The organism is Antrihabitans cavernicola (genome assembly GCF_008297975.1).
In the GTDB taxonomy this organism is placed as follows: domain Bacteria; phylum Actinomycetota; class Actinomycetes; order Mycobacteriales; family Mycobacteriaceae; genus Antrihabitans; species Antrihabitans cavernicola.
The window spans coordinates 165,118-184,842 of the sequence record NZ_VLNY01000006.1 but is presented as its reverse complement, the minus strand read 5'-3'; the positions used below and the strand labels follow the sequence as shown (position 1 = coordinate 184,842).

The following is a 19,725-nucleotide window of genomic DNA, read 5'->3' as shown; positions in this document are numbered from 1 at the left end:
CTCGTCGTTGCATCGCCGCACGCGCTGACCAGTCTGAATTCGTGACTGATCCGAAGCACAGGTATGACGACTGTGACCGATCGACCAACGCGAACGCGTCATCGCTTCATCGCGCGTGCGGTGTCGGGTGTCATTGCCGCGGCGTCGGTGATCGGCTTCGGCGAGTTGATCGCCGCACCTATCCAGCCGAACAGCTCGCCGTTCTTCGCCGTCGGTACGACGACAGTGGATCGCGCGCCGGAGTGGGCTCGCGAGTTCGCCATTCACACCTTCGGCACCAACGACAAGCCTGCGCTGTTCATCGGCATGAGCATCGCGATGGTGCTGATCGGCGCCCTCGCCGGTCTGGTCGAGCGTCCGCGTCGCCCGATCGGCAGCGCGATCCTCGTCGTGCTGAGCCTGGTGTCGATCTACGCCGCGATGCAGCGGATCGGCGCCGACTGGACTTATGCGCTGCCCACCGTCGGCGGTCTGATCGTCGGCGTCGCGGTGCTACGACTGCTCAACGCCAATCTCTTCGGCACGCAAGCCGAGCAACCACGGATCGACAACTCCTTTCTACCGCGCCGCAAATTTTTGGTGCTCGCCGCAAGTGCCGCGGCCGCAGCGGCTGCCGCGGGTGCAGCAGGCCGCTACATCGGTCAGCGCATCGCAGGCATCGTGGAGGACCGCGCCAACTTCCGACTTCCGCGTGTGACCGACCGGGCAAAGGCGATCCCTGCGGGGACCGATATCGGTGTCCCCGGCAGCACGTCGTTCGTCACTCCCAACGACACCTTCTATCGGATCGACACCGCGCTGCAGGTCCCGCAACTCACCACCGGCGACTGGCAGCTGCACATCCACGGGATGGTGGACCGTGAGATCACCATCGACTGGAACGACCTGATGGGCCGCGAACCGATCGAACGAGTGATCACGCTGACCTGCGTTTCCAACGAGGTGGGCGGTCCGCTCGCTGGCAACGCCACCTGGATCGGCTACCGCATCAAGGACCTGCTCGACGAGGCAGGCGTGCATCCAGACGCCGATATGTTGCTCTCCACCAGCGTCGACGGGTTCACGTCCGGCACACCGGTCGAGGTGCTGCGCGACGGGCGTGACGCCATTCTCGCTGTGTCGATGAATGCGCAACCCCTGCCGCTCGAGCACGGCTACCCCGTTCGCCAGGTAGTGCCTGGTCTGTACGGCTTCGTCTCGGCCTGCAAGTGGGTGGTCGATTGGGAACTCACCCGGTTCGACAAGGCGCAGGCGTACTGGACGAAGCGCGGGTGGGGCGACAAGGCCCCGATCAAGACGGCGTCACGGATCGATGTCCCCGCAGCACTCGCGCCGATGCAGCCGGGTCCGATCGTCATCGCCGGAACGGCCTGGGCGCAGCATCGTGGAATCGAGAAGGTAGAGGTGCGCATCGGCGACGACGAGTGGAAGCCTGCCACCCTCGCGCCCGAGTACTCGATCGACACCTGGCGGCAGTGGACGTGGGAATGGGACGCACCGACCGGCAACCACATCGCCCAGGTTCGTGCGACCGATCTGGACGGCAACGTGCAGGTGGAGGAGCGCACACCGCCCATTCCCGGTGGTTCGACCGGTTGGCATACGCGCACCTTCATAGTCCGCTGATTTTCCGCTCGGCCACAATGGGCTGGTGAGCGATCCTTATCTGTGGTTGGAAGATGTCACCGACGAGTCCGCGCTGGACTGGGCGCGCGAACGCAACGAACGCACTGTTGCGGCTCTTGCGTCGAGCGAGCGCTTCACGACTCTCGAGAAGCAGATCCTCGACATTCTCGACACGGACGCGCGAATCCCCTATCCGGGCCGACGCGGTCAGTACTGGTACAACTTCTGGCGCGACGCCGAGCACCCGCGCGGGTTGTGGCGGCGCACCACGCTCGACCAGTACCGGCTCGACAAGCCGGAGTGGGACGTTCTGCTCGACCTGGACGCTCTCGCCACCGCGGAGGACGAGAACTGGGTGTGGGGCGGTGCATCGGTTCTTCGCCCCGGCCAGCAGCACGCCCTGATCAGCTTGTCGCGCGGCGGAGCGGATGCCGGGGTCGATCGCGAATTCGATATGGAAACAAGGACTTTCGTCGAAGACGGCTATTTCGTGCCGGAGGCAAAGACGTCGCTGAGTTGGATCGACGCCGACACCGTCTATGTCGGAACGGATTTCGGTGAGGGATCGCTGACCGACTCCGGCTACCCGCGCATCGTCAAGCGCTGGCGTCGCGGCACCCCGCTCGAAGCTGCCGAAACCGTGTTCGAGGGCGAGACCTCCGACATATCGATCGGCGCCGGCTACGACCGGACCCCAGGTTACGAGCGGCATTTCGTGCGTCGCGGCACCGACTTCTTCAACACCGAGAAGTATTTGCTCGCCGACGACGGATCACTGACGTCGATCGACGCACCCACCGATGCATCCGTCAGCTGCTACAAGGACTGGCTGCTGATTCGGACCAACAGCCCGTGGACGGTCGAGGGCGTCGTGTATCCGGCCGGCGCGTTGCTGGCCACGAATTTTCCCGCGTTCCTCACCGGCGCAAGACAATTCGACGTGCTGTTCGAGCCGGACGCGCACACGTCCCTGCACCAGTACGGCTGGACCGAGAACCACCTGCTGCTGGTCACGCTGTCGGATGTCCAGACCAAGTTGTATTCGATGACTCCCACCGACGCGGGCTGGACCACTGCGCCGCTCGCCGACGCACCGTCGATGGCGACCACCGAGGTGATGTCGGTCGATCCGCTCGAGAACGGCGACGAGTTCCTGCTGGCGTCCAGCGGATTCACCACTCCGGCGTCCTTGCTCTACGGGGCGGTGGGCAAACCGATCGAGTTGCTCAAGCAGTCGCCCGCGTTCTTCGATGCCAGCGGCATGGTCACCGAGCAGTTCTTCGCGACGTCGCTGGACGGGACTCAGGTGCCTTATTTCGTCGTACGCAAGGAAGGCGCGACCGGGCCGACGGTGTTGTCCGGCTACGGCGGTTTCGAGAATTCGATGACCCCCGGCTACGGCAGTGTCAGCGGCGTGGCGTGGCTCGACGACGGCGGCATCTCGGTGACGGCGAACATCCGCGGCGGCGGCGAATACGGGCCGGACTGGCATACCCAGGCGCAGAAGGCAGGCCGCCACAAGGTGCACGAGGACTTTGCCGCTGTCGCACAGGATTTGGTGACGCGCGGCATCACAACGCCCAAGCAGCTCGGTGCGGTCGGCGGCAGCAACGGCGGACTGTTGATGGGCATCATGCTCACCAAGTACCCAGAGCTGTTCGGCGCGTTGGTCTGCCGGGTGCCGCTGCTGGACATGAAGCGCTATCACCTGCTGCTCGCGGGCGCGTCCTGGGTTGCGGAGTACGGCGATCCCGACGACGCCGAACAGTGGGCCTACATCGAGCAGTACTCGCCGTATCAGAACACCAGCGCCGACGCGTCGTACCCGCCGATCCTGTTCACCACGTCCGCGCGCGACGACCGGGTCCACCCCGGCCACGCCCGCAAGATGGTCGCCCGCCTGGAAGAAGAAGGCCACCAACAGGTTTGGTACTACGAGAACATCGAGGGCGGCCACGGCGGTGCCGCGGACAACAAGCAGGCCGCATTCCAGACCGCACTCGCCTACGAATTCTTCAACGAGCACCTGCGCGGAGGCGTTTGGCACTGATCTTTCGAGCCCGCAGCACCGCGTCGTGGATGACGATCTCCTCGTCGTGCACGTGGGCGGGTCGGGGTGCGGCGGTGTTGGTCACCACCTCCCATTCCGTCGGATCGAGCAGGGCGACGATGTCGTCGCCGGTGAAGAAGAGGTCGGGAACATTGGGCCGCTTCATCAAGGTCTCCATGTCCGACGGATGATGCCCCACGATCAGCAACGTTCCGTTCGGTGCCACCGCAGCCGCCAACGTCCGGAACAATCTGGTCCGCTCGACCGTCGGCAGGTGCATGTACTGAGCCGAGATCAGGTCGTAGGTGTGCGGCGGATCCCACGGCTGCATCAGATCGGCCTGCAGCCAGTCGATGCCGGTGACGCCTGCCTGCTCGGCATGGTCGCCTGCCCGCTGGAGCGCCACCGTCGAGATATCGGTTCCCGTTACCCGCCAACCACGTTGAGCCAGCCAGATTGCATCCGCACCTTCACCGCTCCCGACCTCCAGAGCGGTTCCCGGCGCAAGATCGGAGGCCTCGGCCACCAGGTTGACGTTCGGTTTGCCGCTCCAGATCGCAGGCTGGGAACCGTAGCGATCGTCCCAGAATTCCTTGTCGAACTGCTCAGACATCGAGTGCTCCCTTGCGTCGGTATTGGGCCACAGCCAATTGTGTGTCCTCGTTCATCAGATCGGCGTTCACCACGGCGCCCGCCCGAGCACCCGCCGCGGCCGCGGCACCGACCTGCAGCATCGGGTCGGCGACATTTCCAGCCGCCCACACGCCGGGTACGACCGTGGAACCTGTTGCGTCGGTGACGATGTAGTCGCCGATACCCATCTCGTGCGGGGTGGGTACCAGTCCGAGCTCGGTGAGAAATGCCGCGCGTACCGCCACCCGTGGCATGACCGCGAGCGCGGTGATCTCCAGGCGGGTGCCATCGTCGAGTAGCGCCGCTGCCAACGCGTCGTCGTCGATCTCCAGCGCCGCGACCTTGCCTTCCACTACCGCAATACCCCGGGCAGCGAACTGCTCGGCCTCTTCTGCGCTGGGCTGATACGCGTCGTTCAGCAGCAGCGTGATGGTCGGGCTCCACTGACGGAACATCAGCGCCTGATGCACGCCGAACGGACCGGTTGCCAGGATGCCGATCGCCTGATCGCGAACCTCCCACCCATGGCAGTACGGGCAGTGCAGCACGTCGCGTCCGAACCGCTCGGCGAGGCCGGTGACGTCCGGCAGCTCGTCGACAAGGCCGGTGGTCACCAGCAGTCGGCGAGCTCCGAACGTGACGCCGTCGTCGAGCACGACGACGAACCGGTCCGCGTCTCGCCGCACTGTGTGGACCGATCCCGAGACGATGGTCCCGCCGTACCCGCGCACCTCGTCCTGCCCGATCCGCACCAGCTCTGCGGGCTTGATGCCGTCGCGAGTGATGAAGCCGTGCACGCCATCTGCCGGCGCATTGCGGGGTTCACCGGCATCGATCACGACTACCGAGCGCCGAGCGCGCGCCAGCATGAGTGCACCGTTGAGGCCGGCGGCGCCACCGCCGATGACCGCAACGTCGTAGTTCTGTGTCTTTTCGTTCATGAGATCACCATGCCTGCCCGCATTCAGTTTTGGCAAACATTGTTGCCGATATGGCAAACTAGCGTCATGGACGAACTCGATGATGTGCTCACCGCCGTCGGCCCACGACTGCGTGCGTTGCGCCAACAGCGGGATGTCACCCTCACCGACCTCGCCGCGGAAACGGGAATCTCGGTCAGCACGCTGTCCCGCCTCGAAGCGGGGCAACGCAAACCGAACCTGGAGCTACTGCTCCCGCTCGCGAAGGCATATGGCGTACCCCTCGACGAGTTGGTCGGCGCGCCGGACACCGGCGACCCCCGCATCCACCTGCGACCGATCCACCACCACGGCCGAACCTTCGTCCCTCTGACCCGCCGCGCGGGTGGTATCCAGGCGTTCAAGCAAGTGATCCCCGGCAGCACTGGCACCGAGGTCCCGGACCCGCGGACACACGAAGGCTACGAGTGGGTCTACGTGCTCAACGGACGGTTGCGGCTGATACTCGGCGAGCAGGACCTGGTGCTGCTGCCCGGCGAGGCAGCTGAGTTCGACACTCATGTGCCGCACTGGTTCGGCGGGGCGGACAGCGAGCCGGTCGAATTTCTCTGCCTCTTCGGCAAGCAGGGCGAACGGGCTCATGTCAGGGCGAAGCCGAGTGAGTAACCCCCGAGCTGATCACGAGCAAATGGTCGAGAAAGGCGCGAATACGCGACCGCATGCTCGTCATCAGCGGCAATATTCCAGCTCATAGGGGTGTTTTTCGCATCTCGTACGTGCGTATAGTTGAAATGTGTCTCGTCGATCAGCAAACGGTAAGCCAACTCTGAGCAAGGATGCCGTAGTCGAGGCCGCCTTGGACATCGCACACCGAAACGGCGTGGCGAAAGTGACCATCCGCAAGCTTGCGGACACCCTCGATGTGTCACCGATGGCGATCTACTGGCATGTCGAGAACAAGGACGAATTGTTCGAAGCGATGGGCGATCGCGTGTGCCGCGATTTCGTGCTCGCGAACGATCCCGCGGCCCCGTGGCACGAACAGTTGCGCACGATCTACACCGACCTGCTCGACGTGCTCACGCGCTATCCCGGCGCGGCCGCGATCGTCGTTCCGCGAATGCTCTACTCGGAAAACGGGCGCGCGATGACGGAAACGTCGCTGGCCCTGATGCGTTCGGCCGGATTCGACGTTCGCGAAGCAACCCAACTCGCCCGCCACGGCACGCGCGTGGTGATCGGATTGGTGGTCGAACCGTTGTTCACGGACACCACCATCGAAGCGGTACGGCGTGCACAGATTCTGGACGGGTACGAGAAGATGCTGAAGACGTTGCCGCACGACAAGTATCCACACATCGTCGAATCTGCGGCCGTGATCGCAAAGGTCGAAGACCGCGAAGAGTTCAACAGTCTCGGTATCGACACCTACATCAACGGGCTGATCGCACTTGCGGAGAAGAAGGCGATCAGCGATCGTGCAGCCACGCCTCGATTCGGTCGACCGTAGTCACCGGTTTACGAATCCAGCCGTTGTGCCCCAACGGTTCCGGCTGCAGCCAGGTGGTGACATCCGCGTCCGGGAGCTTCTCGACGAGGTGGTCGGCGGAACCACTGGGAGCGACGTCGTCGCCGTCGATGGTGATCGACAGGACGGGAAGTTTCAACCGGGCAATCCGCTCCTCGTAGTCGATGTCCGCTCCGTCGGGATCGAACTTGCCTGTTCGCGCCAAGCGTGACCAATCGGAGATCAGCACCTTGGACTGCCTTCCGAATCCCCCGATGCCGATGCGATCGCCAGGCCAGAACCCCGCGATGTTCGCCGTCAAGGACATGGCTGCGGATCCCACCAGCAGACCGGGCGACTTGACACCGGCGAAGCCGCGGTAGTACGGCGTGCCGGACGCGACAAGGATGAGCCCACCGAGTCGACCCCGGATCCGCGCGGCGTACAGCACTCCCAACTGCCCACCCATGCTGTGCCCCAACAGGTATGGCGTGCTGTCCGGGAAGCGTTCGCGGACCACCTCGAACATCGCGGGGAAATCGACGGACACCAGCTCGTGGTAGCCGAAGCGACTCTCCGCACTGGGCCGTGGCCTGCTGTCTCCTTGGCCGCGCAATTCCCCTATGGCAGCGTCGAATCCGCGAGCGGACAATTCCTTCGCGAACAGGTCGTAGTAGCCGCCGGGAATACCGAGGCCGGGCACGATCACCACGACCGGGCGGGGTGCGTCGGGCGTCGCCTTTCGGCTACGAGCCTCGTCGGCCGGAATCAGTCGGACGGGCGAGGTGCTGCCGTCGGGCATCTGGATCGGAACCGTCTCCACAGGAGTGGAGATTACGCCGTCGCCGGTGCAATTCTTTCTCTTGGCAAACTTGTTTCGTTGATTAGCTGAGGCTAACCTACTTTGCGTGACAGCCGAGCTAAGCGAAGCGCCCAGCAAGCGCCCGCCGACCCGACGACGGGTCCGTAAACGCCCGCTTCGACGCGCATGGGACTACACCCACCGCTGGTCGGCGCTGATCCTCGGAATGTTCCTTGTGGTGGAGACGACGTCCGGCGCGATCCTGCTGTACAACGCGGAACTCTTCCGGGCAACGCACTCGACGTTCTATCAGCACACCGCGAGCACCACGCCGATGGACGCCGAGCAAGCGATGCAAGTTGTGCAGCGCGCCCACCCCGACTTTCCGGCAGGGTGGGTGAGCCCCGACGGCGGAATTCTCGCCGTGGGTTCGGCGGACTACTCCTCCGCCTACGCCGTTGACCCCGGCACAGGCCACATCAACGGGTTTGCCGACTTGAACGGTGGCGTGCTCGGCTTCTTGGTCAACATGCACGACTGCGCCTTCACATGCGCGGGCAGTCCCGGCACCGTCGGCACGCTTTCCCATCCTGTGCCTACGCTCGGCACCACCTGGCTCAACGGGATCACCTGGGGGGCACTGATTCTCGGCACGCTCGGACTGTTCATGGTGCTGCTCGGCATCTCCGGGATCATTCTGTGGTGGCCCACGTTCGCCCGCTTCTCACACGGCTTCCGGCTGCGTCTGAAGAAAGGACGCTATGCCCGAGATCTGGACCTGCACAACGTGATCGGCATCGTGTCCATCCCCTTTCTCCTGATGTGGGGCATCACCGGCGCCGCCTTCGAATTGCCGGTTGTGGAAAAGGCATGGCTGGCGATGACCGGCGGTAACTCCACCGTCGACGAATCGCGATTCACCTTCACACCGCGGGAAGGAGCGGCGGACCGGCCGACGCTCTCGGTCACGGAGGCCGCCGACGTCGCGCTCTCCCATGCCGCAGGACGGGTCAGCTATCTGACCGTCCCAACCCCGGATGCCGACTACTACTCGGTGGCGGTCGCAGGCGACTACGCGCCGTACGGCGGACGCGCGTTCTACAGCGGGGACGTGATGGTCTACATAAACCCGCACGACCGCGACGATGTCAAGGTCACCGACGCCAGCCACGATCAGCCGCTGGCAAACACGTTCTACGACAAAGTGTTCGAGCCCGCGCACTTCGGTTGGCTGGTGAGCGGTTGGTGGCGCTCCATCTGGTTCGGCTTCGGCATGACGCCGCTGATACTCATGGTGACCGGTGTGTCCACGTGGTTGTTCAAACGCGGCGTCGCCAAGCGGCGCAGGGCCGCCACCCGATGACCGACCGACTCGGTTTCCTGGTGACGACGGCCTGCTTGATCGGAGCCCTGTGCGTCGTCGCGCGCAGCCGGACGTTGCCGATCGTGATCGGCGTGGAAGTACTACTGGCAACGCTTGCCACCGTCGATCTGATCGCCATGGCGGCGGGTCATCGTCCCATCGAACCAGCGACACACGCGGCCTACCTGGCGACGCCGGTGCTGGTGCTGCCGGTCGCAATGACCCGAGTCGGCAAGGACGACGGGCGCTGGGCGCGACTGTTGCTCGGGGCCGCCTTCGTCGTCTGCGCCGTTGTTGTCGTGCGCATGACTGCGACGGGGCGGTGAAACGGCTGGGCCCGGGCGACGTCCTGCTGTTCTGCTACGGCGTGTTCGTCATCGCCGCGGCATCACGGAGCATCGTCCAGCTTGCCCTGCACGCGTCGCATGCCCCTGTCGCATACGCCTTTTCGGCGCTGGCCGCCGTCGTCTACGGAGTCGGATACGCGGCGCTGCGAGCGGCATCGCGAGATCCCACCGCCGTGCCGCTCGCGCGTACGTGGTGCGCGATCGAACTGGTCGCCGTTGTTGCGGTGGGCACCCTGAGCGTCCTGTGGTCGGAGCTGTTTCCCGACGACACCGTCTGGTCGGGATACGGCCATGGCTACGGATTCGTTCCGCTCGCGCTACCGGTGCTGTCGCTGGTCTGGCTGCGCGGCGTCGGCGCGGAGGACTAGTCGTCCAGGATGTCGCGGCCGCGCGCGAGGATCCGCGGATCGGTCTGGCCGACCAGCTCGTGATCCTTGTTGTCGTACTCGAACAGTCCGAGCACGTGACGCATCGCGTTGATCCGGGCGCGCTTCTTGTCGTTGCTCTTCACGACCGTCCACGGCGCGTGATCGGTGTCGGTGGCGCGAAAGTTCTCTTCCTTCGCCGCCGTGTACCGGTCCCACTTGTCAAGGGACGCAAGGTCCATCGGCGACAGCTTCCACTGCCGAACCGGGTCCACCTGGCGGATCGCGAAACGGGTCCGCTGCTCCAAGGGGGACACCGAGAACCAGAACTTCACCAGATCCACTCCGTCGTCGACGAGCATCTGCTCGAAGAGCGGGACCTGCCGCAAGAAACGCTCGTGCTGCTCGTCGGTGCAGAAGCCCATGACGCGTTCGACACCCGCACGGTTGTACCAAGACCGATCGAAGAACACCATCTCGCCTGCCGCGGGCAAGTGGTCGATGTAGCGCTGGAAGTACCACTGCGTCGATTCGCGCACCGAAGGCTTCACCAGTGCGACGACGCGGGCGCCGCGCGGATTCAGGTGCTCCATGAATCGCTTGATGGTGCCGCCCTTACCTGCTGCGTCGCGGCCTTCGAAGACGAGCACGATCCGACGACCGGTCGACTTGGTCCAGTTCTGCAACTTCAGCAGCTCGATCTGCAGCAGGCGCTTGGTCATCTCGTACTCGGCGCGCGACATCCGCTCGTCGTACGGGTAGCCCTCGCGCCAGGTGTCGACGATGTGACCGTCGGGAACGGTGAGCAGCACCGGATCGTCGTCGTCGCTGTCGTCGACGGTGAAGCCCGACGTGTCTCGAAGGTCCACCGCGGTGTGCAGATCCGTTATGGCGCTGAGGAATGCTGGGCTGTCATCGATGCTGGTCACCCGGCGAAAACTAGCCCCCGAAGATGGCGACGCGGTGACGCGAGGGTGAACGCGGGGCGCTGCGAGGGCGGGCGAAGATCAGGGTAGAGATCGGGGAAGATCCCGATGTGCCGAGGGCCGCGCTCCGACAACACTGAGCGACATGACAATTCATTCCGACGCAGTAACCGAACCCACCCGATCGTTCGCCCGCTCCAAGTCCGACTCCATCGTCGGCGGTGTCTGTGGCGGCATCGCCGAGTACTTCGACTGGGACGTGAACCTGGTTCGGGCACTCACCGTCGTCGGCGCGTTCGTCTCCTTCGGCACCGTCGCGCTGGTGTATCTGGCGGCCTTGATGTTGCTGCCGCAGGAGTAGACCGAACCGATATCCGCGCCTTACGACGCCCGCGGATTCCGTCCGCCCATCGCGCCGATCAAGGTCTGCCCGAGAACGCGGATCACATCGTCCATGGGGGGCCGCGGATCGGCGATGGTCCAGTCGTAGACCACGTAGTTGACCGCGCCGAGCACGGCGGTGACCCGCATCTGGTAGTCGCCGGCAGGGATGTCGCCGTGCGTTGCGGCATCCTCGGCGACCGCCTGGAGGAGGCCGGCCCACAGCCTGCGCTGCTGAAGCCGGTACTTCTCCATCGTCGGGCTGGCACCGATCGCCTCGACCAAGCACACGCGAGCTCGACGCGGATCGGACCCGACTGACTCGATGTACGCGCGGGTGCACGCCTCGATCATTTGCGCGAACCCGAGCTCGCCGGCCGCCGTCAAAGCGTTGGAGACGGCCTCGCGGGAGTCGCGTTCGATGAGGTCGAAGAGTTCGACGAGCAATGCTTCACGCCCGTTGAACTCCTCGTAGAACTGCCGAGACGAGAGTCCGGCGTCCTTGCAGATGGCCCCGACCGAGCTGCTTGCGTACCCGTCACGGGCGAAGACGGTCAGCCCGGACTCGACAAAGCGCGCACGTCGTTCTCGCTGTCGGTCCTCGACCGACTGACCGGCGTAGGTGCGACCACCTGAGTCCTGTGACATAACGCTGCCGACAGTACTCGAGAGGACGCGGTCGGTCGCGTTCGGGCCGCGCATGGCGCAGGGTCGTTACGCGGAGCCCGAGCCCAGCGAGGTGAACAGCAGGAGGAGGTTCGTGATCGTGTCGATATCCATGGGACCAGAGCGTATTGGTGCCTTCGCGAAAACCCGTAATCAGCCGCCGACTGTTCACTGTCCGTTCACCGCATACCGAAAGGCCCGATCCGCCGAGGGGGCGGATCGGGCCTTCTTCTCGCGTACTGCGGCGGCTCGCTCGCTGCGGCACCGCTGAGCGCGGGGTCCCGCTTGGTGTCGGTTACTTGGTGCCGGATGAGCCCGAGTTGCCGAGAGCCGTAAAGAGGTCGAGGAGGGCCGACAGCACGCTGAGGTCCGAACTACCCATGGAATTGCTCCATTTCTTCGAATTGTTCATTCAGGGGGTTTTTATTACGACCGAAAGCCGCACTTCCGAAGTTACAAAGTGCGGCCACACACTTCCAGCAATAAAGAGAAGTTTTTTAGTATTTTATGGCGCGGTAAACGGTGACTTCCAAGATCATTTTCAAGGCTTACGACCGGCGAGTGTGCAGTGCCGACCGACCGCAACCGGACCATCGCCGCGAATTGATGCGATAAACCCGACCGAGTACCCGAGAAACAGCACAAAGGCCGACCCGCCTGAGCGGATCGGCCTTTGCAGTACCAGGTGAAGCAGGGGCGGGACTTAGAAGTCCATGCCGCCCATGCCGCCGGTCGGATCGCCCGCGGGCGCTCCGGCCTTCTCCGGCTTGTCGGCGACAACGGCCTCGGTGGTCAGGAACAGAGCCGCGATGGACGCTGCGTTCTGCAGTGCCGAGCGGGTGACCTTGACCGGGTCGTTGATGCCTGCAGCGAGCAGGTCCTCGTACTCGTTGGTCTGCGCGTTGAGACCGTGACCTGCGGGCAGGTTACGGACCTTCTCGGCAACCACGCCGGGCTCGAGGCCGGCGTTGAAGGCGATCTGCTTGAGCGGAGCTTCGAGCGCGACGCGAACGATGTTCGCACCGGTGGCCTCGTCACCCTCGACCTTCAGATCGTCGAGTGCAGGCGATGCCTGCAGCAGAGCTACGCCACCACCGGCGACGATGCCCTCTTCGACGGCTGCCTTGGCGTTGCGCACGGCATCTTCGATGCGGTGCTTGCGCTCCTTGAGCTCCACCTCGGTGGCAGCTCCGGCCTTGATGACTGCAACGCCACCGGCCAGCTTGGCCAGACGCTCCTGCAGCTTCTCGCGGTCGTAATCGGAGTCGCTGTTCTCGATCTCGGCACGGATCTGGCTCACGCGACCGGCGATGGCATCGGAATCGCCCGAGCCCTCGACGATGGTGGTCTCGTCCTTGGTGACGACGACCTTGCGGGCCTTACCGAGCAGCTCGAGGCCTGCGGTCTCCAAGGAGAGGCCCACCTCTTCGCTGATGACCTCGCCACCGGTGAGGATGGCGATGTCGGCGAGCTGCGCCTTGCGACGGTCACCGAAGCCGGGGGCCTTGATGGCAACCGACTTGAAGGTGCCACGGATCTTGTTGACCACCAGGGTGGACAGGGCTTCGCCCTCGACGTCCTCCGCAATGATGGCCAGCGGCTTGCCGGACTGGATGACCTTCTCCAGCAGCGGCAGCAGGTCCTTGACGGTGGAGATCTTCGAGCTGACCAGGAGGACGTACGCGTCCTCGAGGACCGCTTCCTGACGCTCGGCGTCGGTCGCGAAGTAGCCCGAGATGTAGCCCTTGTCGAAGCGCATGCCCTCGGTGAGCTCGAGCTGCAGGCCGAAGGTGTTGGACTCCTCGACCGTGATGACGCCTTCCTTGCCGACCTTGTCCATAGCCTCGGCGATGAGCTCGCCGATGGACGGGTCGCCTGCCGAGATACCGGCGGTAGCAGCGATCTGCTCCTTGGTCTCGACCTCGACGGCGTCGGAGAGCAGGCGAGCGGTGACAGCCTCGACAGCCTTCTCGATGCCGCGCTTCAGGCCGAGCGGGTTCGCGCCGGCTGCGACGTTGCGCAGGCCTTCGCGGACCAGTGCCTGAGCAAGCACGGTTGCGGTGGTGGTTCCGTCGCCGGCGACGTCATCCGTCTTCTTGGCAACTTCCTTGACCAGCTCTGCGCCGATCTTCTCGTACGGGTCGTCCAGCTCGATCTCCTTGGCGATGGAAACACCATCGTTGGTGATCGTGGGGGCGCCCCACTTCTTCTCCAGCACGACGTTGCGACCCTTGGGGCCCAACGTCACCTTGACGGCGTCGGCGAGGGCGTTCAGGCCCCGCTCGAGGCCGCGACGGGCCTCTTCGTCGAACGCGATGATCTTGGCCATTGCGAGGTGATCCTCCAGTATTTGGAAGTGACACACAGGCCGACCGCTTGTCGGGTCGACCTCATCAGCAAGGGACGACCGCTTGTCGGGTCGACCTTTGGAACTACTGGCCAGGCTCGGTGCCCGCGACGGACGACCAGGGGTGTCGATGGACCTGGTCTCACCGTCCCAACCTGGCACTCACCTACGGAGAGTGCCAACAGCCTTTTTAGCACTCGGGTGTGTCGAGTGCAAGATTTCACCGACGGGCGTAACGGCTCATTTCGACCGATAGTTCGCCGACGCCGAGTACGCGCGGGCGCGGTAGGCGAGGACCTGATCGTCGGAGAGCTCGATTCCGTCCGTCATCCGGGTCGGATCCATCACCACGATCGACCCGTCGACCTCGGGATCGGGCACGGCTGCCGTGAGCTCCAGCGTGCCGACGACGACCCGTCGACGATCGGCAGGCCACTGCAACGCCGGGTCGTCGGTGCGGTCGTCGGGATTCGCGACGGTGACCTCGAGATCGAACTTCACCGGCCCCTTCGCCACCCGCACAGCGATCTCCGTCTGCAGAAAGTCGGGACCGCCGGACTTAGCGGTCGACAGACCGATCCGCTTGTCGCCCGCCTGCGGCAGCCACGTCCAACGCACGTTGCTGACGTGTCCGGCAGCGTCGAGCCAACGAAAAGCGTGTACCCCGAAGTACTTGGCGTTGGCATACGACGGGATCGGGCGCAGGGCAGCCGCATTCCCGGGGACAGTGAGCGCGGCGTTCGGATGACGCGCGAAGAAGGCAGCCATCTTCACCGGAGCAGTCCGACCGGTGTTCGCCTTGATGAAGTCGAGAAAGTCGTCGGAGGTGGGCGTGAAGAACTTCGGCACGCTCTGCGCGACCATGTCCGTCTTCGAACCGTCGGGGAGGGTGAAGGAAACGGCGAGACCGCGCACGTCCGGCGCGAAATCGGGTTGCGTCGGGTCACCCGCTCCGTTGGACACCCGCGCGAGAACCGGCGTCGACTCGCCCTGCAGATGCGCTGCCCGACTCAGCTCGGCGCCCGCAGGCGTCGCAGTAAAGGTGCCGGTGAGCCAGCTGCCCTTGGCGTGCAATGCGCGACGGTGCGGGTGGGCGCCGAATCTGGCGTGCATGATGTCAAGGGCTTCGTCGGGCTCGATCATCGTCGAAGCGTATTCCGTTCCTCGCGTGCCCGCCGGAAATCCTCGGACCAGCTGTTCGGATCGGCCAACGTTCCGTCGGGCGCGGACCAACAGGCGCCGAGCAGGTCGTAGCCGAGTTGACCGACCGCGGCATGGGCGGACCAATTGCGTTCGGTCCACGAGCGCTCGTTGTAGGCGGAGTCGACACCGCTTCGTGCGCATCCGGTGAGTTCGAATTGCAGGTCGCGGCGCAGACGCAGCGCGGCGAGAGTGTCCGTGCGTTCCCGGCGCACCAGCTCGATCAAGCCTTGCCCCGCGTCGAGCGTGCGGGCCGCGGTCCATCCGAAGGTCCGGCGGTGCGCGTGCGGAACAACGAGCCACAACGCAGCGACGCCGACGGCAACTCCCACCGTCGTCTCGATCAGTCGATCGCGCATCACGGTTGCGATATCGATATTCGGATTCGATCCACCACCGATCAGCAACGCCACCGGCGTGATGAATACGACGGCAATTCCATAGTTGCGGGCGATGAACAATTCGATCAGAAATTGCAAGGCCATCAACACCAGAATCAACCAGACTCCGGTGAGCGAAAGCTGGAAAAGCACGCCGAAAAACACCAGGCCCACGGCGGTGCCGACAAATCTGTGCAGACCGCGCACGCTCCCCCGAATTCGATCCGGACCCTGGTGCAGCACCAGGACCGCAGCGATGATCGCCCAATCCGGCCGAGGGAGGCCGAATGCAATGCTCACCCCGCCGCTGACCAGGCTGGCGACGGCGACTCGCATCGCGGTTGTCGCGGCTTGCGACTGGAAGGACAACGAGCGATGGAGGCGGTACGCGAGCGACGGCCGTGCCAACGGGATCTGCGGCCGAGGTTGCGGAGCCTGTCGATCGTTCGCGGTGTCCGGGTCGGCGACGGCGATACCGACAAAGCGCATGTGCGCGTCCAGCAGCGTCTGCGGCAACGCGGAGTTGGGGGTTCGTTCGGGTAAACCCGCGTCGTAGACGGCTGTCCACGCCGCGTGGACGGCAGCGCCTGCGTCATGTCGAGCGTTGCCCGCGGGCGCACCGCTCTCACGCTGTTGCAGGTACGCGGCGACGGACCGTTGCGCGGCTGCGACGGCCATGCGTTCCGGCTTGCGTCGATCCACCACGACGCCTGCCATCGACACCACTACGGCGCTGGCAACCCCGATCGCGGTGCAGCTCAGAATCACCGCAGGCGACAGCCCACCCTTGGCCATCAGCACCGCGACGGCGCACACGAGCACGAAGAAGAACGATCCCGGCGGGCCGAGCCTCGCGGCGGCAACCACGTAGGCCCCGATCATTGCGACGACCGCCAGCACCAGCACCTCGACGACCTGCGATCCGCCTGCCTTGCCGACCACAGTCCCCACCGCTGCCGCGCCGAACAGCGCGGCGCCTGCGATGCACACCGTCGACCAGCGTGTCCGATACGGACGACCCTCGCCGTAGATCACCGCGAACGCGCCGAGCGTCACGACGAGAGCCTGCTGGTTGTGGCCGATCGTGACCGCGATCAGCGCTGGAATCCCGAATGCGAATGCCGAACGCAGCCCGGCACTCCACCGGCGTCCGACGGGCGGAAGCCCGACGAACATCGACCGCCCGCGCTGGACGACGGGGAGTTCGGGGTCGGGCGTCACCGTGGGTCAGGCGCCGATCGCAGCGGCAGCCATGGGCCAGAAGTTGCTCAGGTCGTCCTGCCAGTAGCCCCAGCTGTGCGTGCCGGGATGAAAATTGACGGTGGCCGGAATCTGCAATTGCGCCAGCCGGTCCGCCATCTGGTGGGCGCAGACTCCGGTCGCGGCTTCGAGCGTTCCGCCTTTGAGCACCGTTGTTGCCAACGCTGCGGGATCGGAGTTGATCCACGGCGAGTTCAACGTGTCGTGTTTGCCCGGCAACCCGGTGCCGTTGGACAGGTAGAGCTGGGTACCGCGCAGCTTCTCGGCATTGCGGTACGGATCGTTGGCAATCCAGGTGGGGTCGGTCGGAAGTCCCCACATGTTGATCGGATTGCCGTAGAAGTCTGCGACGGTGGTCGCGACGTAGGCGGCACCGAGCGGGTCGCTGGTCATCGCGCAGCCGCTGAACGCGCCGACTGCCTTGTAGAGACCGGGGGCGGCGATAGCCAGGTTGAGTGCCGAGGTTCCCGACATCGACATTCCGGCAAGGGCATTCACGCCGGTGGCACCGAGCGACGAGTTCAGCACCGGCGGCAGCTCACGGGTCAGAAAGGTGGACCATTTGTTGCGACCGAGAGTCGGATCGTCGTTCTTCCAATCCGAGTAGTAACTGGACGCGCCGCCCCACGGAATCACTACGTTGACGTTCTTGTCGGCGAAGTACTGGACAACGTCGGTGTTGTTCGCCCAGCCGTATATGTCGGACGCGCCCTCGACGCCGCTGAGCAGATAGAGCGTCGGGCGCGGCACACTGGTGTCGGCGGGACGCAGCACGTCGAGGGTGATGTCTTTGTCCATCGCGGCGGAGTGGACGACGACGGTCATCCGCTGGGCGGCTGTCTTCTTTGCGCTGACGAGATGCGATCCGGCCGACTGTGCAGGCGCCGGATCGGCGGTGGCTACCGCGGGGACCGAAACCAACGAGATTGCCGATGCGGCGATCACCCCGACCAGCATCGCTCGGGCTCGAGCAGAACCGGCGAACGGGCTCGCACGCAACATGAACTCCCTAATCGAGTGTTCGGTCATCAGCCATTCCCTACCGTGCGCGGAGTCTAGGGCATGCGCTTCATAGGATGACCAGCATGGCGACTGGAAGCGGGTCCGATGCCGGTGCGCTGCCGGTGCCGTATGCCGTTCCGAATCTGCTGGCGTTGGAGCGTGCCGATCGACACGGCTCGCCGCCCGGCGCAAACGACTGGACGCGCAGGCCGAGCGCCGACCACCCGAATCCCGTTGTGTTGGTGCACAGCACGAGCGGAAACAAGCAGGGCAATTGGCAGACCCTCGCACCGCTGCTGTCCAACGAGGGCTATACAGTGTTCGCCTTGACCTACGGCGCAGTCCCGCACACACCATGGCCGATCGACGCGATCGGTGGCATCACCTCGATGAAACGCAGCGCCCGGCAGTTGGCGGCGTTCGTCGATCGGGTGCTCGACGCCACCGGAGCGGACAAGGTCGACATAGTCGGCCATTCCCAAGGCGCCTTGATGCCGAACTACTACGTCAAATTTCTCGGCGGGGCAGCCAAGGTGGACAAATACGTCTCCCTCGCTCCGCTGTGGGGCGGAACGGATCTGTTCGTCACCATCGATCTCCCCCGTTGGCTGAAGGGCCGCCGAACATCGGTCGTCGCGCGCAGGGTGTTGTACGGAATCAGCAAGGCGTGCCAGGAGATGCGGCCCGATTCGGCCTTCCTTCGCGAACTGGCGCGCGATGGGATCTACTCGGATGCGTTGACGTACACCAACATCGTGACGACACTCGACCAGGTTGTGGTGCCGTACACGAGTGGTTGCGTCGAAGGCCCGAATGCGACGACTATCGTCGTTCAGGACGAGCATCCGGAATCCAACGTGAATCACCTTGGCTTGATGGCAGATCCGATCGTTGCTCGATATGTCGTCGATGCGCTCGCGACCTAGCGTGAAATCTTTCGTGCACGTGCGTCGACCTGCGCCGGAATTCGCCCGTACTCTTTTCGCGCCGCGCCGTAGAACCCGCGCAACACCAGGAACAGACGCAGGGTCGAATCCGGTGGCAGCACAATCTCGTTGAACAGTGTGACGAAAAGTTCGTAGCTGCTGCTCTTCAACCACGTCGGATGTCTCCGGCCGTATCGCGCGTACACATATGCCCGATTGCGGGCGATGTAATACAACCGGAACGGCGCGTGCTCGCGGAGCGTGTAGGCCTTACGAGTCAGCGAGAGAATCCGTGGTGCCCGTCTTTCGACCTCGTCGCCGAGTTCATGAATCGTCTTCGTGCCAGGAGCTACCAACGTTTCGACGCCTCGCTCGCGAGCCCGCAGATAGTACTCCGTGTCGACACAGTCGATGAACAGTTGCTCGTCCAGCAGGCCGACGATTTCGTAGGCCCTCGCCGTGACTACGAGACCCGACTGCAAGGGTTCCCGTGACAATCGCAAACCGTTACGCTCGCCCAAATCTTGCGGACGATATCCACTGATCTCCTCGGTCGCAAGCAGCACCGGGCCCCCCGTGCTGACGTGCTTCAACGTTTCGACGACGCAATCGACATAGCCATCGCACAGGACCGTGTCCTGGTCGAGAGTGATCACGAAATCGGCGCCGTCGGCAAAAGACCGCTCGATCCCCCGGTTCAGCGCAAATCCGATTCCGGAATTCTGTTCAAGTTCGATCAGCTCGATCCCGAGCGCTCGGATCTGCGCGTACAACGCTGACATGTCTTTCGGCGATCCGTCGTCGACGACAATGGCTCGAAGGCCCTGCTCGAGCACCCGACGGCAGTTTTCCAGCAGATCGTCGGATGGGTTGTAACACGCAAACACGGCTGTGCCCGACAATTTCGCACCCCCAAAGAAATCGCACCGGCAGCACCGCTGACGACCGGTGCTCGAAAGGCTGTGGCCGCACCACCGTATCTCGAGACCGGGTTACCATCGGCTCGTCGGCAAATCAGCTACGA

19 protein-coding genes are annotated in these 19,725 nt (G+C 64.4%); 9 read left to right on the top strand and 10 right to left on the bottom strand.

The features are described from left to right. The first annotated feature begins 63 nt into the window (after positions 1-63). The gene (locus FOY51_RS14735) at positions 64-1,626 is read left to right on the top strand and encodes a molybdopterin-dependent oxidoreductase (protein WP_149430997.1); all 1,563 of its coding nucleotides are present in this window, start codon (positions 64-66) and stop codon (positions 1,624-1,626) included. Between the two features lie 25 nt (positions 1,627-1,651). Then, positions 1,652-3,676, top strand: coding sequence for a prolyl oligopeptidase family serine peptidase (locus FOY51_RS14730; RefSeq protein WP_149430996.1), 2,025 nt, complete (start codon positions 1,652-1,654; stop codon positions 3,674-3,676). Here FOY51_RS14730 and FOY51_RS14725 read toward each other — a convergent pair. Both FOY51_RS14725 and FOY51_RS14720 read right to left on the bottom strand, forming a co-directional pair. Further along, on the bottom strand, positions 3,642-4,289 hold the full coding sequence (locus tag FOY51_RS14725) for a class I SAM-dependent methyltransferase (protein ID WP_149430995.1): 648 nt from the start codon (positions 4,287-4,289) through the stop codon (positions 3,642-3,644). The two genes, FOY51_RS14730 and FOY51_RS14725, sit on opposite strands and share 35 nt — an antisense overlap. Continuing rightward, positions 4,282-5,250, bottom strand: coding sequence for an NAD(P)/FAD-dependent oxidoreductase (locus tag FOY51_RS14720; protein WP_149430994.1), 969 nt, complete (start codon positions 5,248-5,250; stop codon positions 4,282-4,284). Before FOY51_RS14720 ends, FOY51_RS14725 begins: the two co-directional genes overlap by 8 nt. 66 nt (positions 5,251-5,316) lie before the next feature. Here FOY51_RS14720 and FOY51_RS14715 point away from each other — a divergent pair, with 66 nt between their 5' ends. Next, the gene (locus tag FOY51_RS14715; protein ID WP_149430993.1) at positions 5,317-5,895 is read left to right on the top strand and encodes a helix-turn-helix domain-containing protein; all 579 of its coding nucleotides are present in this window, start codon (positions 5,317-5,319) and stop codon (positions 5,893-5,895) included. A 127-nt stretch (positions 5,896-6,022) separates the two neighbouring features. Continuing rightward, positions 6,023-6,739 (top strand): TetR/AcrR family transcriptional regulator, encoded by a 717-nt coding sequence (locus FOY51_RS14710; protein WP_149430992.1) that lies wholly within the window; start codon positions 6,023-6,025, stop codon positions 6,737-6,739. Here the strand turns inward: FOY51_RS14710 and FOY51_RS14705 are convergent. Further along, positions 6,699-7,559 carry an alpha/beta hydrolase family protein gene (locus tag FOY51_RS14705; protein ID WP_149430991.1) on the bottom strand — a complete coding sequence of 287 codons (861 nt, stop codon included), beginning with the start codon at positions 7,557-7,559 and terminating at the stop codon, positions 6,699-6,701. The genes FOY51_RS14710 and FOY51_RS14705 overlap by 41 nt on opposite strands. An 85-nt stretch (positions 7,560-7,644) precedes the next feature. On the opposite strand from FOY51_RS14705, the gene FOY51_RS14700 reads away from it, so the two are divergent. From FOY51_RS14700 to FOY51_RS14690, 3 genes are read left to right on the top strand one after another with little or no spacing between them, the layout of a single operon-like run. Next, the gene (locus FOY51_RS14700; RefSeq protein WP_149430990.1) at positions 7,645-8,901 is read left to right on the top strand and encodes a PepSY-associated TM helix domain-containing protein; all 1,257 of its coding nucleotides are present in this window, start codon (positions 7,645-7,647) and stop codon (positions 8,899-8,901) included. Next, on the top strand, positions 8,898-9,227 hold the full coding sequence (locus tag FOY51_RS14695; RefSeq protein WP_149430989.1) for a hypothetical protein: 330 nt from the start codon (positions 8,898-8,900) through the stop codon (positions 9,225-9,227). The genes FOY51_RS14700 and FOY51_RS14695 overlap by 4 nt, the downstream gene beginning before the upstream one ends. Beyond that, positions 9,224-9,616: a hypothetical protein gene (locus FOY51_RS14690; RefSeq protein ID WP_149430988.1), complete on the top strand. Its 393-nt coding sequence runs from the start codon at positions 9,224-9,226 to the stop codon at positions 9,614-9,616. Before FOY51_RS14695 ends, FOY51_RS14690 begins: the two co-directional genes overlap by 4 nt. Here FOY51_RS14690 and ppk2 read toward each other — a convergent pair. After that, positions 9,613-10,542 carry a polyphosphate kinase 2 gene (gene ppk2 / locus FOY51_RS14685; RefSeq protein ID WP_187776328.1) on the bottom strand — a complete coding sequence of 310 codons (930 nt, stop codon included), beginning with the start codon at positions 10,540-10,542 and terminating at the stop codon, positions 9,613-9,615. The two genes, FOY51_RS14690 and ppk2, sit on opposite strands and share 4 nt — an antisense overlap. A 142-nt stretch (positions 10,543-10,684) precedes the next feature. Here ppk2 and FOY51_RS14680 point away from each other — a divergent pair, with 142 nt between their 5' ends. Next, positions 10,685-10,900, top strand: coding sequence for a PspC domain-containing protein (locus FOY51_RS14680; protein WP_149430987.1), 216 nt, complete (start codon positions 10,685-10,687; stop codon positions 10,898-10,900). Between the two features lie 20 nt (positions 10,901-10,920). On the opposite strand, the gene FOY51_RS14675 is transcribed toward FOY51_RS14680, so the two are convergent. The 5 genes from FOY51_RS14675 to FOY51_RS14655 form a co-directional block, all read right to left on the bottom strand. Further along, on the bottom strand, positions 10,921-11,568 hold the full coding sequence (locus tag FOY51_RS14675) for a TetR/AcrR family transcriptional regulator (protein WP_149430986.1): 648 nt from the start codon (positions 11,566-11,568) through the stop codon (positions 10,921-10,923). Positions 11,569-12,289: 721 nt separating this feature from the next. Beyond that, positions 12,290-13,915: a chaperonin GroEL gene (gene groL, locus FOY51_RS14670; RefSeq protein ID WP_149430985.1), complete on the bottom strand. Its 1,626-nt coding sequence runs from the start codon at positions 13,913-13,915 to the stop codon at positions 12,290-12,292. 258 nt (positions 13,916-14,173) lie between these two features. Next, a complete protein-coding gene (locus tag FOY51_RS14665; protein WP_149430984.1) occupies positions 14,174-15,076 on the bottom strand; it encodes a catalase family peroxidase in 903 nt (300 codons plus the stop codon). Beyond that, a complete protein-coding gene (locus tag FOY51_RS14660; RefSeq protein WP_235916344.1) occupies positions 15,073-16,734 on the bottom strand; it encodes an FUSC family protein in 1,662 nt (553 codons plus the stop codon). The genes FOY51_RS14665 and FOY51_RS14660 overlap by 4 nt, the downstream gene beginning before the upstream one ends. Before the next feature lie 6 nt (positions 16,735-16,740). Then, positions 16,741-17,775, bottom strand: coding sequence for an alpha/beta hydrolase (locus FOY51_RS14655; protein ID WP_149431147.1), 1,035 nt, complete (start codon positions 17,773-17,775; stop codon positions 16,741-16,743). Between the two features lie 83 nt (positions 17,776-17,858). Between FOY51_RS14655 and FOY51_RS14650 the strand changes: the two genes are divergently transcribed. Further along, positions 17,859-18,701 (top strand): esterase/lipase family protein, encoded by an 843-nt coding sequence (locus FOY51_RS14650; protein ID WP_235916341.1) that lies wholly within the window; start codon positions 17,859-17,861, stop codon positions 18,699-18,701. Here FOY51_RS14650 and FOY51_RS14645 read toward each other — a convergent pair. Then, positions 18,698-19,603, bottom strand: coding sequence for a glycosyltransferase (locus FOY51_RS14645; RefSeq protein ID WP_187776327.1), 906 nt, complete (start codon positions 19,601-19,603; stop codon positions 18,698-18,700). The genes FOY51_RS14650 and FOY51_RS14645 overlap by 4 nt on opposite strands. Between the last annotated feature and the right edge of the window lie 122 nt (positions 19,604-19,725).

Excerpts from the sequence above, each read along its gene's own strand:
- FOY51_RS14665 (WP_149430984.1), bottom strand. The coding sequence starts at position 15,076 with ATGATCGAGCCCGACGAAGCCCTTGACATCATGCACGCCAGATTCGGC.
- FOY51_RS14650 (WP_235916341.1), top strand. The coding sequence starts at position 17,859 with ATGGCGACTGGAAGCGGGTCCGATGCCGGTGCGCTGCCGGTGCCGTAT.
- FOY51_RS14695 (WP_149430989.1), top strand. The coding sequence starts at position 8,898 with ATGACCGACCGACTCGGTTTCCTGGTGACGACGGCCTGCTTGATCGGA.
- FOY51_RS14715 (WP_149430993.1), top strand. The coding sequence starts at position 5,317 with ATGGACGAACTCGATGATGTGCTCACCGCCGTCGGCCCACGACTGCGT.
- groL (WP_149430985.1), bottom strand. The coding sequence starts at position 13,915 with ATGGCCAAGATCATCGCGTTCGACGAAGAGGCCCGTCGCGGCCTCGAG.
- FOY51_RS14655 (WP_149431147.1), bottom strand. The coding sequence starts at position 17,775 with ATGTTGCGTGCGAGCCCGTTCGCCGGTTCTGCTCGAGCCCGAGCGATG.
- FOY51_RS14735 (WP_149430997.1), top strand. The coding sequence starts at position 64 with ATGACGACTGTGACCGATCGACCAACGCGAACGCGTCATCGCTTCATC.
- FOY51_RS14720 (WP_149430994.1), bottom strand. The coding sequence starts at position 5,250 with ATGAACGAAAAGACACAGAACTACGACGTTGCGGTCATCGGCGGTGGC.
- FOY51_RS14725 (WP_149430995.1), bottom strand. The coding sequence starts at position 4,289 with ATGTCTGAGCAGTTCGACAAGGAATTCTGGGACGATCGCTACGGTTCC.
- FOY51_RS14675 (WP_149430986.1), bottom strand. The coding sequence starts at position 11,568 with ATGTCACAGGACTCAGGTGGTCGCACCTACGCCGGTCAGTCGGTCGAG.
- FOY51_RS14680 (WP_149430987.1), top strand. The coding sequence starts at position 10,685 with ATGACAATTCATTCCGACGCAGTAACCGAACCCACCCGATCGTTCGCC.